This window comes from Pseudoalteromonas sp. SWYJZ12 (genome assembly GCF_015864395.1).
Classification (GTDB): Bacteria; Pseudomonadota; Gammaproteobacteria; order Enterobacterales; family Alteromonadaceae; genus Pseudoalteromonas; species Pseudoalteromonas arctica.
Genome location: NZ_JADYXH010000002.1, coordinates 303,591 through 318,490, shown reverse-complemented (window position 1 = coordinate 318,490; position 14,900 = coordinate 303,591). Strand labels below are relative to the sequence as shown.

At 38.8% G+C, this 14,900-nt stretch carries 16 protein-coding genes and 1 pseudogene; 1 reads left to right on the top strand and 16 read right to left on the bottom strand.

Going from position 1 to position 14,900, the window contains the following annotated elements:
* Window positions 1–112: 112 nt before the first annotated feature.
* Together I6F42_RS03635 and I6F42_RS03630 are read right to left on the bottom strand one after the other, a co-directional pair.
* Window positions 113–532: a hypothetical protein gene (locus tag I6F42_RS03635; protein ID WP_197150937.1), complete on the bottom strand. Its 420-nt coding sequence runs from the start codon at window positions 530–532 to the stop codon at window positions 113–115.
* Window positions 533–806: 274 nt separating this feature from the next.
* Window positions 807–1,655, bottom strand: a complete 849-nt coding sequence (locus tag I6F42_RS03630; protein ID WP_169043748.1) for an HNH endonuclease — start codon at window positions 1,653–1,655, stop codon at window positions 807–809.
* A gap of 627 nt (window positions 1,656–2,282) precedes the next feature.
* On the opposite strand from I6F42_RS03630, the pseudogene I6F42_RS20155 reads away from it, so the two are divergent.
* Window positions 2,283–2,432: pseudogene (locus I6F42_RS20155) on the top strand (PQQ-dependent sugar dehydrogenase); the annotation flags it as partial.
* Between the two features lie 219 nt (window positions 2,433–2,651).
* On the opposite strand, the gene I6F42_RS03625 reads toward I6F42_RS20155, so the two are convergent.
* The 14 genes from I6F42_RS03625 to I6F42_RS03560 all read right to left on the bottom strand — a co-directional run bounded on the left by I6F42_RS03625 (window position 2,652) and on the right by I6F42_RS03560 (window position 14,748).
* Window positions 2,652–2,834 (bottom strand): hypothetical protein, encoded by a 183-nt coding sequence (locus I6F42_RS03625; protein ID WP_197150936.1) that lies wholly within the window; start codon window positions 2,832–2,834, stop codon window positions 2,652–2,654.
* Between the two features lie 1,185 nt (window positions 2,835–4,019).
* Window positions 4,020–4,529: a hypothetical protein gene (locus I6F42_RS03620; protein ID WP_169043749.1), complete on the bottom strand. Its 510-nt coding sequence runs from the start codon at window positions 4,527–4,529 to the stop codon at window positions 4,020–4,022.
* 119 nt (window positions 4,530–4,648) lie between these two features.
* Window positions 4,649–5,020, bottom strand: coding sequence for a hypothetical protein (locus I6F42_RS03615; protein WP_308807872.1), 372 nt, complete (start codon window positions 5,018–5,020; stop codon window positions 4,649–4,651).
* A gap of 114 nt (window positions 5,021–5,134) precedes the next feature.
* Window positions 5,135–5,311, bottom strand: a complete 177-nt coding sequence (locus tag I6F42_RS03610; protein WP_170756290.1) for a hypothetical protein — start codon at window positions 5,309–5,311, stop codon at window positions 5,135–5,137.
* Between the two features lie 11 nt (window positions 5,312–5,322).
* Entirely contained in the window at window positions 5,323–5,931 is a 609-nt protein-coding gene (locus I6F42_RS03605) for a hypothetical protein (RefSeq protein WP_231616295.1), read from the bottom strand.
* A gap of 118 nt (window positions 5,932–6,049) precedes the next feature.
* The gene (locus tag I6F42_RS03600; protein WP_169043750.1) at window positions 6,050–6,430 is read right to left on the bottom strand and encodes a hypothetical protein; all 381 of its coding nucleotides are present in this window, start codon (window positions 6,428–6,430) and stop codon (window positions 6,050–6,052) included.
* Between the two features lie 124 nt (window positions 6,431–6,554).
* Complete coding sequence (locus I6F42_RS03595) at window positions 6,555–6,935, bottom strand: hypothetical protein (RefSeq protein ID WP_197150935.1); 381 nt, start codon at window positions 6,933–6,935, stop codon at window positions 6,555–6,557.
* Between the two features lie 115 nt (window positions 6,936–7,050).
* On the bottom strand, window positions 7,051–7,677 hold the full coding sequence (locus I6F42_RS03590; protein ID WP_011328144.1) for a DUF3885 domain-containing protein: 627 nt from the start codon (window positions 7,675–7,677) through the stop codon (window positions 7,051–7,053).
* 91 nt (window positions 7,678–7,768) lie between these two features.
* Window positions 7,769–8,242 (bottom strand): hypothetical protein, encoded by a 474-nt coding sequence (locus tag I6F42_RS03585; RefSeq protein WP_007580896.1) that lies wholly within the window; start codon window positions 8,240–8,242, stop codon window positions 7,769–7,771.
* A gap of 361 nt (window positions 8,243–8,603) precedes the next feature.
* Window positions 8,604–9,908 (bottom strand): serine--tRNA ligase, encoded by a 1,305-nt coding sequence (gene serS, locus I6F42_RS03580; protein ID WP_002962971.1) that lies wholly within the window; start codon window positions 9,906–9,908, stop codon window positions 8,604–8,606.
* 9 nt (window positions 9,909–9,917) lie between these two features.
* Complete coding sequence (crcB, locus tag I6F42_RS03575; protein WP_021032117.1) at window positions 9,918–10,298, bottom strand: fluoride efflux transporter CrcB; 381 nt, start codon at window positions 10,296–10,298, stop codon at window positions 9,918–9,920.
* On the bottom strand, window positions 10,291–11,634 hold the full coding sequence (locus tag I6F42_RS03570; protein WP_197150934.1) for a replication-associated recombination protein A: 1,344 nt from the start codon (window positions 11,632–11,634) through the stop codon (window positions 10,291–10,293). Before I6F42_RS03570 ends, crcB begins: the two co-directional genes overlap by 8 nt.
* Entirely contained in the window at window positions 11,627–12,253 is a 627-nt protein-coding gene (gene lolA / locus I6F42_RS03565) for an outer membrane lipoprotein chaperone LolA (RefSeq protein WP_007582981.1), read from the bottom strand. The genes I6F42_RS03570 and lolA overlap by 8 nt, the downstream gene beginning before the upstream one ends.
* Window positions 12,253–14,748: a DNA translocase FtsK gene (locus I6F42_RS03560; protein ID WP_197150932.1), complete on the bottom strand. Its 2,496-nt coding sequence runs from the start codon at window positions 14,746–14,748 to the stop codon at window positions 12,253–12,255. The genes lolA and I6F42_RS03560 overlap by 1 nt, the downstream gene beginning before the upstream one ends.
* Window positions 14,749–14,900 lie beyond the last annotated feature (152 nt).

Here is a 14,900-nt window from a genome sequence, read left to right as displayed (position 1 = left end):
TATTCCTTGTTCCGTCAATTATTGGCGAGAAGTAGTTAACTATAAATATAATGCTTTACCAAAAGCCAATTGTAATAGCCCTTGTTTGATTCTTTATTAGATTACACTTTACTCACAAGCTTGCCCATTGTTGTTTTAAACCAACAAGGTGAACAATACCAAAAGAGAAACAAATAATAGAACTCCAAACCCAAAATTCAGGCGAACGCCCCATAGGGTTATTTATTAGAAAGAATCCAGCAACACCGCGGGCTAAATAAATAAAAGTTATTAATACAAGAGCTAGGCGGATGAATGGAAGTTTAAAAATAACACCTGCGGCTGAAAATGCATACAATGACCAAGTTGATAGAATCAGAACAATTACACTAGTAATAAGAGTTGGTTTAATACTTCCTTGCTCAGAAAGTAATGCCATTTGATCTCCTGCACCGAAGAACCGATACCAAGAACCTCCAAAATAGATACAACCCAAATGCAAAGTTGCTACAACAGCACTTAATGTACCTGCAATTATTAGAAAAACATTCATAGAGCGATAAAACCTCCGTGAGACATAACGAACCTGTAAATTAGCTGGTTTATTTATCTTGATAACAAACCATAGCCGGGTTTCTACCTGGGTACAATCGATTGTTGAATGTTTACGCGTGATATCAAAGCTCGCATTTAAGTGGATACGAATACTATTTAGGTGCTGGAAAACACATATGCCTTACGATCAACCAACTTACTTAACTGTATTGAAAAGTAAGGGATCATCGCTATTAAAATTTGTGGTGGAAAGTGAGCTTCAGCGCTTGCTGTTAAAAGGCATTTAAGCAGTGTTTCAACTCTTTGATAGTTTGATAAGGGCTACGATGTAACATTCTATGGCAATTAGCACACACCATGGCAAGATCTTCAACTAGAGTTTCTCTAGATTCATTTTCATCCAGCTCATTCAAAGGTACCTTGTGGTGAGCTTCAATATACAAAGCTCCTTTTTCACCATATTTTTTCTTAAAATCAAACTCACAAACTTCACAGGGTAATTCACCCTTGTGCTTCTTTGCGTGAATTTTTTTAGCCCGATTTACCAATGCCTGAGAACGCTCTCTGGAATAATGCTTCTTTTCTAGCCTTTTACCTTCAGAAAATGACACTGGTGTTAATGAATTCAAGTTCTCTTCTAAATTATCAGCAAGAACTCTACAAGCAGCAATATGAAATAGGTCGTTGAGAGTATCATCTAACGTCACGTCATCATTTGGAAGTGATACTACGGCTTTAAGCGCCCCAAAAACATTTTGAAATAACTCTTTACGTATTTCATTCTTCTTGTCTTTTTTCCTTGGAATATAACTCCAAGTCAAATCAGTACCATCTTGTGATGTGGTTTCTTTATGAAGCTCAGCTAGGGGAGGTAGATTATTATTTTCTGGATATAAAACAAGGTAATAATTATTATCACCCTTCCAATCAATAATTAGAACCCAGAGCGTTTCACTTCCATTACTTATTAAAAAACCACCAAATGAATTCATACCATTCGAAAAAGTATGAAAACCTTCGATAACGCCCTGTTCGATCGAATTTACAAGATGAAAATCATTACTTTCTTTAGTTGTTTTTTCTAAAATTAATGATAGTTTTTTTGCAACATCTGGATTCACTATAACCTCGATTATGCCTTATAACGAGCCTGTAGATTAACTCGTTTTTTATTTGTTTTTATTGATAAACAAACCATAGCTGAGTTCCTATTTTGGTTCAATCGATTACTGTATTTTTACGCAGCATATAAATACGTGTTTGATATTGTTTTAATTGGCGTTTTGGAAGGGATTACGGGTGTTTGAGTGGCTTTTATTTTAGGTTAAGAGTGCTTCCCCTTCTTAATGGATCGTGTTTTGCGGCTATTAAATTAGACAGCCACTCCAATTGTAAACTAATCTAGTATTAAATTAGACAGCCACTCCAATTGTAAACTAATCTAGTATTAAATTAGACAGCCACTCCAATTGTACTCCTGCACCGAAGAACCGATACCAAGAACCTCCAAAATAGATACAACCCAAATGCAAAGTTGCTACAACAGCACTTAATGTGCCTGCAATTATTAGAAAAACATTCATAGAGCGATAAAACCTCCGTGAGACATAACGAACCTGTAAATTAGCTGGTTTATTTATCTTGATAAACAAACCATAGCCGGGTTTCTACCAGGGTACAATCGATTGTTGAGTGTTTACGCGTGATATCAAAGCTCGCATTAAACTAGACAGCCACTCCAATTGTAAATTAATCTGGCTAATGGTTAATTTACGCAGTCTCACGTATTTCCTGAGGTCGCAGGGCGATTAAGAGATATGTTTGTAACAACTGAGGAAAATATAGCTATATTAACCGATGGGGAAGATTCAAAGCTTATGTTGGTGATACCGAATTAATTTACATGAAATAACCAACAATAAAGCTAATGGCCAAAGGAAAACCTCATAATACCATCATCAAATCATTGACGTTTAAGTGGACACGAATACTATTTAGGTGCTGGAAAACACATACGCCCTACGATGAATCAACTTACTTAACCGCTGTTAAAATTTGCGGTGGAAAGTGAGCTTTAACGCTTGCTGTCCACCTCAGGGCGTGTTGTTAGCTGTAGATTAGTTGCGGGGGTGTTCGTTACATTGCTGCTTTTTACCAAAAACACCAAACCAAAATGTAAGTTCCAAAGCCACACCTAAAACAATAAAGATAACTATGCCTTGATAAAATCCGTAGCCATACGAAATAAGAGCGGCTAATAATAAACCCGCCAAAATTATCCATTTGTGTAATATTTTCATAAATCCCTCTTATTAAAACAATTAAGTACCAATTAAATATATGTGCAGAACATTTTTTGAGCAACGGCAAATCTGTAACATTATATAATCACAAGAGTACGACAATACAGCTAACGCTCCCATAAGCCGTGAGCTGTGCTGGCACAATTTGTTGCGCCTTTGTTCTTTGCAACAGCGTTGCGAATCAGCTTGATGGGCTTGTTATATGCCAATCCCCTAACACTTTATAGTATAAGTAATTGGATTTTTATAATTCCAATTGGAACCCGAAGTTTCAACTTTATCTAAAACTGTAAACTCTTTAATTTCTCTTCGAACACTCTTTGTTTTCATCAAAAATAAAAATATCCAGAGACTAAAGCAACAAAAAAATAATACTGCGATACTGTAATAATTAAAGTATGAAAAAAATATCGCTGAGGAAGCAAAAAATAAAGAAAGCCACTTAAAGTTTGGGCTAAACACTATGGTAACTTTAGAATCATCAAGCTGCTTCCTTGTATATATGAACATACTACTCTCCAACTACCTCTAGGCATATAACGAGCCTGTAGATTAACTCGTTTTTAAATTTGTTTTTATTGATAAACAAACCATAGCTGAGTTCCTATTTTGGTTCAATTGATTACTGTATTTTTACGCAGAATATAGAAGTGTTTGATATTGTTTTAATTGGCGTTTTGGAAGGGATTACGGGTGTTTGAGTGGCTTTTATTTAGAGTAAGAGGGCTTACCCTTCTTAATGCATCGTGTTTTGCAGCTTTTCTATATTATGAACAAGGCAATACAGTTGCCCCACCGTAAACCAAAGGTATTCACTTTCGTTTGACCCCATAAGGTCAGTTTATTCATGTCTTTGTTCACTGTAATGTTCCGCTTTTTATTTAAAGGAAAGCCGGTTCGATACAGCCGAGCCGTTTGCCATTCTTTAATAAACAGCTGTCGTCGACCTATGGGGCTGTCTATTTTTACTTTCATTTTGTCTACATAGCTCAGCTTTTTGGGTGATTCATTATTTATAATAATTCACTCTTCATGCTGTTTTTGTTGGCTTTTTTTGTAATAATTAGGATGGGTGGCATCCTAATTCTCGTTGTTAAGGGGCAAATTGTAGTTGGCTAAAATGTGAAGCGTAGCGGAACCAGCCAACTGTAATTTGTCCCGCTTGAACAGCTTGCTAAGTTACTAATACTCCAAGCAATAAACGCCTGATTCACTAGCCCACTTTTTAATTTCCGGTATAACTTTATCATCTTGAATGTAAAATATATTCGTATAATCCCAACTTTCAAAATAAACAGCCGAAAACTCCGGTAAAACTAATCTGCAAAATTTATCGGATGAGTCATTATCACCGGCAGGATGCAAATAATTATCCATAGATTCTTGAGAGCTGAATTCTCTAAAGGACGGGTAACAACGCTCCCATTTACCTTTAAATTTAAAATTCAATATTTCAGTGTTTTTAGACATAACCTTTGCGAAATCATGCAGTGACTTGTTTCGGGATAACCGCTCATTTTTATCAGGAAAATCATTTTGAAACTCTTCAAGAGTTAACCAATGGTCAAATACCGTTATTGCGACCCTCTTATAATGAGGAGTGTCTTCCACACAATAAATTTTAAATAGATCAGGAAATTTTTTATCTAATTTAACCTGCCTATTTTTACTTAAATTTATGAATTTACGCACGGACTTCCCTCGTAACGCCTCGTTAAGAGGCAAATAATATGTTGGCTAAAATAAGCGACGCAGGAGCAAAAGCCAACTGTTATTTGTCCTGCTTTAACGACTTGTTATGTTTACATTAGCTAGAATGTTTCCATTGCTATTTCATTATTTTTTGAGGGAAAGTTAATAATGACTGACTCATATTGGCTTTCTACTGTTTCAATTTCAATATAGTCGCCAGATTGCAGAGTAATTTTAATTAAATTAGGCGCGGATAAGCAAACATCTGAAAATTGTTGCCTAACCAAGTTACCCCATGGCGCACTATTAGGAGCATCATCCCATTCGTAGATATCTCCATTGATACGAGCAATAACGCGCTCATTACAATGTATATTTACATCGCAGAATTGAAACCCTATACCGTAAGAAGATATTAAAGTTGAATCAATATACAGCTCATTGAGAGCTTTTTTTAATATTTCAACGATATCAGAATTAAACAGAACCACAGAACCTTCCCTGTAAACATAACGCCTTGCTAAGCGGAAAATAATGGTTGGCTATAATCGCGAAGCGATGGCCAACTGTTATTTTTCCGTTTAAGCAACTTGTTATATTTTTTATTACTCTGCTTCAGTGAATGTGTAATCCACACCACCATTCCAACGCTCAAGCTCATTGCCGCATTTGCAATTAAAGCGGCCTTTCTCTCTCACTGGTTGCTCGTATTTAGTTACATTATATTTTTTGCCACACTTATCACACTCTTGTACGTATTTTGTAGTGTCCCAAGTCGCCATAAATTACTCCTTTATTTGCTGCGTACTTTGTCTTTAAAAAAATTCTCAACATGCTCTACAGCATGTTTTATTTTTAATGTAAATTCATCATCTTCAGAGGTGTAGTACACGATTTTATCATTTTCTATTCTACGTTCAGCACTATTATCCACGGTGGCACCTGGGCCGGCATATGCACCCTTCATCCAGAAGTGAAGCCAAATACCACCTCTTAATTTTCCAATAATATCTCTGATTTCATTAAAACTTTCAGCTGCGGCGTTATCCCAAATAACCTTAGATTCAAGTTTTATAGTTTGTAATTCAGCCCATTTATTTTCTAAAATGACGAAGCGATCTGCATATATTTGTTGTTCGGCTTCTAGACGACGACCAGACTCAACTTCGTCTTTTGGAAGGTGTAACATGGGATTTCGTACACCTTGGATGGCTTGCTCAATTTCATATGTAAGTAATATCGCTTTTTTAGCTACTTCATATTCACTTGTGCCTTTCAATTGTCTGCGCCAAGTGGTTAATCCGATTGCACCAATAAGAATCGCTGAGATTGTTCCAATAATCGTAAACACATCCTTAGTTATTGCCCAGTCAATTTTTGAAATAGTTAGACAAATACTCACAGACTCTCCATAAAATATAACGCCGCGTTAAGCGGACTAAAATCGTGGGTTATAATGTGGAACGAAGCGAAACCTAACCCACTGTTTTAGTTCCGTTTAAATGCCTTGTTATGCGTATTTACGGAACACAAACCATATCAACATTAACAAGAAAACCATTACCTGATTCAGTAACTTGTGCGCTCAGGACTAAATCACTTCTACCTTCAGACTCAGTCCACAAATCGATTAAGACATCCCAGCGATTACCCATCCAGATACAAATAGAAGAATCCCATGTTTCATCTGCAAGCATAATTAATTGCTCACCGTAATCCTCAATATACTCTTCAATTTGACTCGCGGTTTCACTAGAAATAGGAGTTACAAATTCTAAGCCCCCACTGACTTTATAATCACGCTCTACGAATGATTTTACAATATTATAAAATATTGGACGCCAAACAGAAGGGATCGGTTGCTGATTATCCTCATCCTTGGTCACTTCAAATTTAGACATACACTTTCCATATATAGTGAATAAATGATTTACGCATAACGCCTTACTAAGCGGCGCGAAATTGTTGGCTAAAATTGCGAGGAACGAAGCTAGCCAACTGTTTAGCGTCCGTTTGAGTAACTTGTTAGTTGCCTTTTGCAAACTGCCAAAAGTCTCTGTTTGCATATAAAACCCAATTTAAACTTTTTGGCACCATATAGAAATAAAGAATTTCGGTATCGCTTTGAAAAGCATTAAAGTTAGCCCAGTTTAAATCTAGCTGTTCAGTTAACCTTTTAGTTAAACCTGAATCTTTGTATATGCGTTCGAAAGACTCAAAGACAAACACAGTATCGTTATTTTGATACTCTAATAGGTTTGAGAAAACCTGATTAAATTGATCTTCAGATAACCAAGGCTTCAATTCTGAATTGGAGTTTTTAGTGATTTCCAAAAAATTAGAAGTAAGCTTTAATTCTTGGTCATTTTCAGTATCGATAATCGATTTCAAATCATCAAAATTCAACTGTGACTCCTAAGGCAACTAACGCCTCACTAAGAGGCAAATAATAGTTGGTTAAAATAAGCGACGAAGGAGCAAAAACCAACTGTTATTTGTCCTTTTAAGTGACTTGTTATATTCACGAAAACACTTTATCAATATGTTCTCGGTCATAGTCAAGAATCAACTTATTATGACTTTTATACAAACCATTTAACGATTCTTTGTTATTCGAAACTATATCCATACCGCGATCATCATAAAGATTTAATACAAGCTGCTTTGTTCTATTTATGAGGTAACACTCACCATTAAACTGAGGCTGTAAGCTAGGAAAATCGGTATTAATTGCAGCTTTAAATAGTTGAACAGTATCTAATTCAGAAGCCGTAATACCTGAAATGGTAACTCGTTTCCAACATTCACATTTGTAATCTAAATCTTCTGAATAGATATCTCTGTGATCGGATAAATCAATATTGGCATTAGCAAGTGATTTGACTTGTTTGAATATAAAACTACGTTTCTTTATTTTCCGACGACCATCAGAAAAAATTTGATACACGATCTCAATGTTATCACTTGGATCGAATACACCTTGAAAAATACTCATTGCCCTTTCCAAGGCTACGGAAAAGTACTTTCTATTTAATTCTTTATTCTCATCGTTCCATATTTCTTGGTCTGATGGACCGATTTCAAATCTCAGCCCAAAAGGAGAATTATAAAAAAGCGGACGCTCTAATTTGATATCTGGTTCATCCATTTACTCGATACTTCCTTAGTGAATATAACGCCTCACTAAGAGGCAAATAATAGTTGGTTAAAATAAGCGACGAAGGAGCAAAAACCAACTGTTATTTGTCCTGCTTGAGTGACTTGTTAGTTTTAAACAACTCCAAGTAATATTCTTTGTCTAGTAAGTTACGTTGAAAGTGGCCTGCAACTGGAGGCTTAAACTCATTACCAGATAATAATAAAAGTCTTTGCTCTGTTACTTCTGGATAGTCTTCTTTTATTTGACCGAGACTAAAATGCATAAAACTGTCTAACGGAACAAATAGTTTTGTAGGAACACTTTTTGAGTTGGTTTCTAACACCTCATCAATAGCAAAAATTAACCTGATGTTATTTGGTGATTTGGGGCCTGTTTTAGCTTTTAAGTCATATATCTGTTTGCCGTTTCCATCAACCATATCCACACCGACTACACGCCCGATTAAAACATGATCAGTTTTTTTAATTAATGCTTCATCAGAGACTTCCAGTGGAAATGATGCAAATACATAATTAGAAATTAAACAGAAAAACAAAACTATATATTTACGCATGAACATCCTTTTAAAACTAACAACTTTGTATCCGACATTTGTCGCTTTATAAACCGACAAATGTCCAAATATTACAAAGGTTCTAATTTAACCAGCTAATAAGGACTTGTAAACAACTAGTTAGCCGATATTTAAGTTTCCTTGATGTAGAAATACCCCAAAATGGTAGAGATCAGTAATATCGGACAAAAAAGTAATGAGCTATAAAAATAGGTGTAAGCGATATTATTAATAAGATAACTTAAATTTTTCTCTAAGCTTTTGCCTTTAACCTAAAACAAAAAAGCCGCTGTTCATTGCAAACAGCGGCTTTCGTCTTAAGATTTACAAGCTTAAAGCTTGCTTAACTTAAACTTGATTTTTATTGTTTACCAATCACTTCAAGTCCACCCATGTATGGGCGTAATACTTCTGGTACTACTACTGTGCCATCGGCTTGTTGGTAGTTTTCTAGTATGGCTACTAGTGTACGGCCAACGGCTAAGCCTGAACCATTTAGTGTATGTAGTAACTCTGGCTTTTTAACACCTTCACGACGAAAACGTGCTTGCATTCTACGCGCCTGAAAGTCAGCCATGTTTGAACATGATGAAATTTCGCGGTATGTATCTTGCGCAGGTAACCATACTTCTAAATCATATGTTTTAGCTGAACCAAAGCCCATGTCGCCCATACATAAAATTACTTTACGATACGGAAGTTCTAATGCTTGTAGTATTTGCTCTGCGTGACCGGTTAACTCTTCAAGCGTTGCCATTGAGTCTTCTGGTTTTACAAGTTGTACAAGTTCAACTTTATCAAACTGATGCTGACGAATTAAGCCACGTGTATCGCGACCATAGCTGCCTGCTTCACTTCTGAAACACGGAGTGTGGGCAACTAAGCGAATTGGTAAATCGCTTTCGTCGTAAATTTCGTCGCGTGCGCTGTTTGTAAGCGGTACTTCAGCTGTAGGAATTAAGCTAAAGCCGGCTTGTTGTTCGCCGTCGTCATTTACAAGGCCTAATGTGTGGAATAAATCGCCTGCAAATTTAGGTAATTGGCTGGTGCCATAAAGGCTTGCGCTATTTACTAGGTACGGTACATACATTTCTGTGTAGCCGTTTTTATCAGCGTGTGTATCTAGCATAAATTGCGTTAGTGCACGGTGCATACGCGCAACTTGGCCGCGCATTACGGTAAAGCGTGCGCCACTAATTTTAACGCCCATTTCAAAGTCTAAACCGTTTAGGTCTTGGCCTACATCTACGTGGTCTTTAACTTCAAAATCGAATTTTTTAGGTGTGCCCCACGTTAAAATTTCAACGTTGTCGTCTTCGTCTTTACCTGCAGGTACTGACTCGTCTGGCAAGTTTGGAATTGCTAAAGCAATGTCGTTAATCGCTGCTAATACTTCATCTTGCTCTGTTTTAGCGGCGTCTAGCTCACTGCCTAAGTTAGCCACTGCATCAAGTAATGGCTGTGCGTCTTCGCCTTTTGCTTTGGCTTGACCAATTGCTTTTGCGCTTGCATTACGTTGACTTTGAAGTTCTTGCGTTTTTACTTGTAATGTTTTGCGTTTTTCTTCAAGTGCCGTTACCGTCGCTACATCGAGTTCGTAACCGCGAGCTGCTAAACGTGCTGCAGTTTGTTCGATGTCTTGACGTAAAAATTTAGAATCTAACATGTTAGTTTTTTAACCTTTTTGCATTACTAGCTGAAGGCCCAGCCAAGCCATAAAAATACACACCATCACGTTTAAGATGATATTGAGGGCCATTTTAATAAAGTGACCTTGTTGTAATAACAACAACGAGTCCATTGAGAATGTTGAAAAGGTGGTTAATGCACCTAAAAAGCCAATACCGATAAGGGTTTTAGCGGGGCTTGCGGTGATAATTTCTTTATCTATCAAACCGTACAAAATGCCCATTAACAATGAACCCAGAATATTAACCGTCAACGTGCCAAAAGGGAATCCCCTACCGAGGAGTTTTAGCATGCTTTCGCTAATAAAAAACCGTAAACACGCACCTGAGGCTCCGCCAAGGGCGATCATCATATAAAGTTTAATCATTTTCGTATCGTTTAAGTGGGCTTTGCGCATCGCGCTCTTTTAGGTAATCGAGTTTTTGTTTAATTTTTTGTTCAAGTCCGCGCTCGCTCGGTAAGTAATATTCTTTACCGTCCATTTCTGGTGGTAAATATTTTTCACCTGCGGCAAATGCGCCTTCTTCATTATGCGCATAACGGTACTCAGCGCCATACCCTAAGTCTTTCATTAAATTAGTTGGGGCATTACGTAAATGCTCTGGCACTGGGTAACTTGGCTCGTTTTGAGCGTCTGCTTTGGCTTGATTAAACGCCATATACACCGCATTACTTTTGGGTGCACTGGCTAAATACAATGTGGCTTGTGCAATTGCACGTTCGCCTTCGCCAGGGCCTACTCGCTGAAATATATCCCACGCATTTAAGGCCACTTCCATCGCGCGCGGATCGGCGTTACCTATATCCTCTGTAGCAATGGCAAGTAAACGCCTTGCTACATACAAAGGGTCGCCACCACCGGCTAAAATTCGGCAATACCAATACAGCGCACCATCGGGAGAGCTACCACGTACTGATTTATGAAAGGCTGATATTAAATCGTAAAATTCATCGCCGCCTTTATCGTATTTAGCTAAATGAGTAGGTAAAACTTGGCTAAGTACGTGCTCGTCTACGTTGTATTGACCGTTTTGCTCGGTTGTTAAATCAACCGCTTGTTCAAGTAAATTAAGTACTTTACGCGCATCGCCGCCACTTGCTTGGCATAGTGCCTTTTTAGCGTTGTCGGCAATAGTAATATGCTTTTGGCTTAGCTGCTCGTCTTGTTTAAGTGCACGTTCTATTACGGTATATAAGTCGGTATCGGCAAGCGATTTTAAAACATACACGCGTGCACGCGACAATATAGCGTTATTAAGGGCAAACGATGGGTTTTCGGTGGTTGCACCTACAAATATAAAGGTGCCGTCTTCTATGTGCGGTAAAAACGCATCTTGCTGAGACTTATTAAAGCGATGAACCTCGTCAACAAACATAAGGGTGCGTTGGCCACGGCTTTCTAGGTTATCGCGCGCTTGCGTTACGCTGTCACGTATATCTTTTACGCCTGCGGTTACCGCCGACATTTGAATAAGTGAGGCATCAGCATGGTTGGCAATTATTTGCGCAAGTGTTGTTTTACCTACACCCGGCGGGCCCCATAAAATTAAACTATGGCATCGCCCCGCGACAATGGCTTGATGCAGTGGTTTATCAGTACTTAATAAGTGTTGCTGACCAATGTACTCGTCAAGCGTTGTGGGGCGCATACGCGCAGCAAGTGGCCGTACATCGGGCCCAAAATTAAATCCTAAATTACTCACCGTTACTCTGATCGTCTATTTCAACACCTTCAGGAGGCGTAAATTCAAAAGTGCTTTTATCAAGCGGCGTATTAACTTGGGCATTGTTAAACGTAAATGACGATAGCTGCCCTGAGTTGTCGGTAACGACTAGTTTAGCAAGGCCTTGCTCGTTACCCGCAAACGCTATATCAAGTTGTTCTACTTGGCTTTCTACGCCTTTATTTGGCGTTACACTAAAGCCTGTATTTGTTGCAAGTACGCTGTATTTTTCCCACTGTGCTGGGTCTTTTGATGTAAGTAGCACAAATGGTGTTGAGTCGATTAGGCTGCTGGTTTTCATAATTGTTACTTGCTCAGCAAAGCTGTCGAAGTAATAGGTTTTATCGCCGTTTGATACAAATAATGTATCGTCTGGGTTTGTTTGCTGCCAGCGAATCATCATAGGCTGTTGAAGCGCTATTGTGCCCTCGCCTTGCATAACAGCTTGGCCTTCTTTGTCTGTTACTTTTTGTGCAAACTGCGCTTTAAAGCTTTTTAAAGTAGCAAGTCTGTCTTGTAATGCTTGGCTGTCATCAGCAAAGCTTGGTGCGGCAAGTACGCTGCCTAACACTAATAATAAGGCGTTAAATTTTTTCATTAATTTGCTCCATTAGGTACTAATACATCGCGAGCGCCGTTATGACCTGGTGAACTCACGATACCCGATGTTTCCATTTGTTCTACTAAACGTGCTGCGCGGTTATAGCCAACACGCAGTTTACGTTGCACTGACGATACTGATACCTTGCCGGTTTCAATTACAAACGATACGGCTTCGTCGTATAACGGATCGTTCTCTTCGTCTGCATTTTCGCTTGCTTCACCTGGCAATAAAATATCTTCACTGGCATCACCATTGAGTATTTCATCAACGTAATTTGGCTTAGCACGCGCTTTCCAATCGTTTACAACGGCATGTACTTCATGGTCGTCTACAAACGCGCCATGTACACGCTCTGGTACACTAGTGCCTGGTGGTAAATAAAGCATATCGCCCATACCCAGTAAGTTTTCTGCGCCTTGTTGGTCAAGTATGGTACGCGAGTCTATTTTGCTAGACACCTGAAACGCCATACGTGTTGGTATATTTGCTTTAATTAAACCGGTTATTACATCTACCGAAGGGCGCTGCGTTGCCAGTATTAAATGAATACCTGCCGCACGTGCTTTTTGGGCTATGCGGGCAATCAGCTCTTCTACTTTTTTACCAACAATCATCATCATGTCGGCAAACTCGTCAATTACTACAACAATACTTGGTAACTTACCAAGTTCTTCCGGGCCTTCTTTCATGCCATCGGTGTCTTTAAATAATGGATCAAGAATTGGGTAACCCGCTTCATTGGCTTCAAGCACTTTTTGGTTGTAACCTTTTAAGTTACGCACACCTAATGCTGACATTAATTTATAACGACGTTCCATTTCGCCCACACACCAACGCAGTGCGTTAGCGGCTTCTTTCATGTCGGTGACTACTTCACACAATAAATGCGGAATACCTTCGTATACTGATAGCTCAAGCATTTTAGGGTCAATCATGATCATACGTACATCGTCAGGGCCCGATTTGTAAAGTAAGCTTACTATCATGACATTAACGCCCACTGATTTACCTGAACCAGTTGTACCGGCTACCAATAAATGTGGCATTTTACCTAAATCAGCACATACCGGCTGACCAGCAATGTCTTTACCAAGCACCATGGTAAGTGGCGATGGATTTTGCTCAAATTTAGGCGCGTTTATTACTTCTGACAAACGTACTATTTCGCGGTGTTTATTAGGAAGCTCAATACCAACATATGTTTTACCCGGTATAACTTCTACAACACGCACACTAATTGCCGAAAGCGAACGGGCTAAATCTTTTGCTAAACCTGTAATTTTTGACACTTTAATACCTGGCGCTAAATCTAGCTCAAAGCGTGTAACAACAGGGCCTGGGTATACCGCTACAACTTTAGCTTGTACGTTAAAGTCCAGTAGTTTTGTCTCTACTAGGCGCGATACTGTATCGAGCTCTTCTTGCGAAATTGGGTTTTTAGCTTTGTCCGGTCTGTCGAGTAAATCGAGCGACGGTAATGGCCCCGGTGGTGGTTCTTGCGTTAATAATTGCTCAAACTTTTCTTTAGCCGTTGGCGGTGGTTGATATTGCGCTTTTGATTTAGGCATTGGTCTGGCTGGTGATACCACTGTTGTAACTGGTTTTTCTGGCTCTACAACTGGGCTTTGGTCAAGCGCGTTTAATGCAGCGGCCGTGTCCATTGGTTCGTCGTCTATGGCGCTAAAGCCAATTTCTTGATCGAGTATGTCGTCAAGCTCGTCAAACGGCATAAACTCGTCACTAATTTGTGGCTCGTTAAATGGCGTTTGCGGTTTATTAATTGCTTTTTGTTTCTCTGCTTTTTTAGCTGATGTAGGCAGCTCTATTTGCTCTTTTATATCGTCTTCAAAATGGGCGTCTACTTCATCGTGATTATTTGCTTTGCCCGCAGCGTGTTCTCGGTGCATCCAACCTTTTGCGTACGATACAATAAAGCGGTAAAACCTAACCATTAAATCGCCAAGGTAATCTACAAAATCAACCCACGATACACCCGTTAATAAGGTAAGCCCGGCAAAAAAGAAACACAGCAATAATATAGATGTACCGGTAAAGTTAAACGCAGGCATCATGGCTGATGCAATAACATCGCCCACTACCCCACCAGAGGAAAAGTTATAAATATCGTCAAAATTGATACTACTAATAGCGGTAGCTGAGGTAATAAATAAAGCAAAACCAATAACACGCAGCGCTAAGGTGGTGTAATCAAGCTGTAAAATGCGGTGAGGTTGTTTAAATAGCAAGTAGCCAAATAGCTGGATGGCCGCTGGCACTAAGTAAGCCAACCAACCAAAGGTGAGTAATAAAATGTCGGCTATCCATGCACCGGCTGCTCCTGTGATGTTGCTTACTTCGCTAAAACTAGTTTGCGACCATGCAGCATCTGCTGGATCAAAGCTGATCAAGGCACATAAAATAAATATTGCCGTAAAGGTGCTGATAATCAGCCCTGTTTCTAATAGTCTTTGCACACCGTTTAGGCGCATAGTTCCCTATTCCTCTTTATTATTCTATTTTTATTCACACTTACTTAGCAGTGAAATACCTTAGCAGGAAATGCAATTTGTTGCACTTTATCTTAACCTTGATGGCCTGATTATGAACAAGTTTTTATAATTTGAGCTTATATAAGCAAATG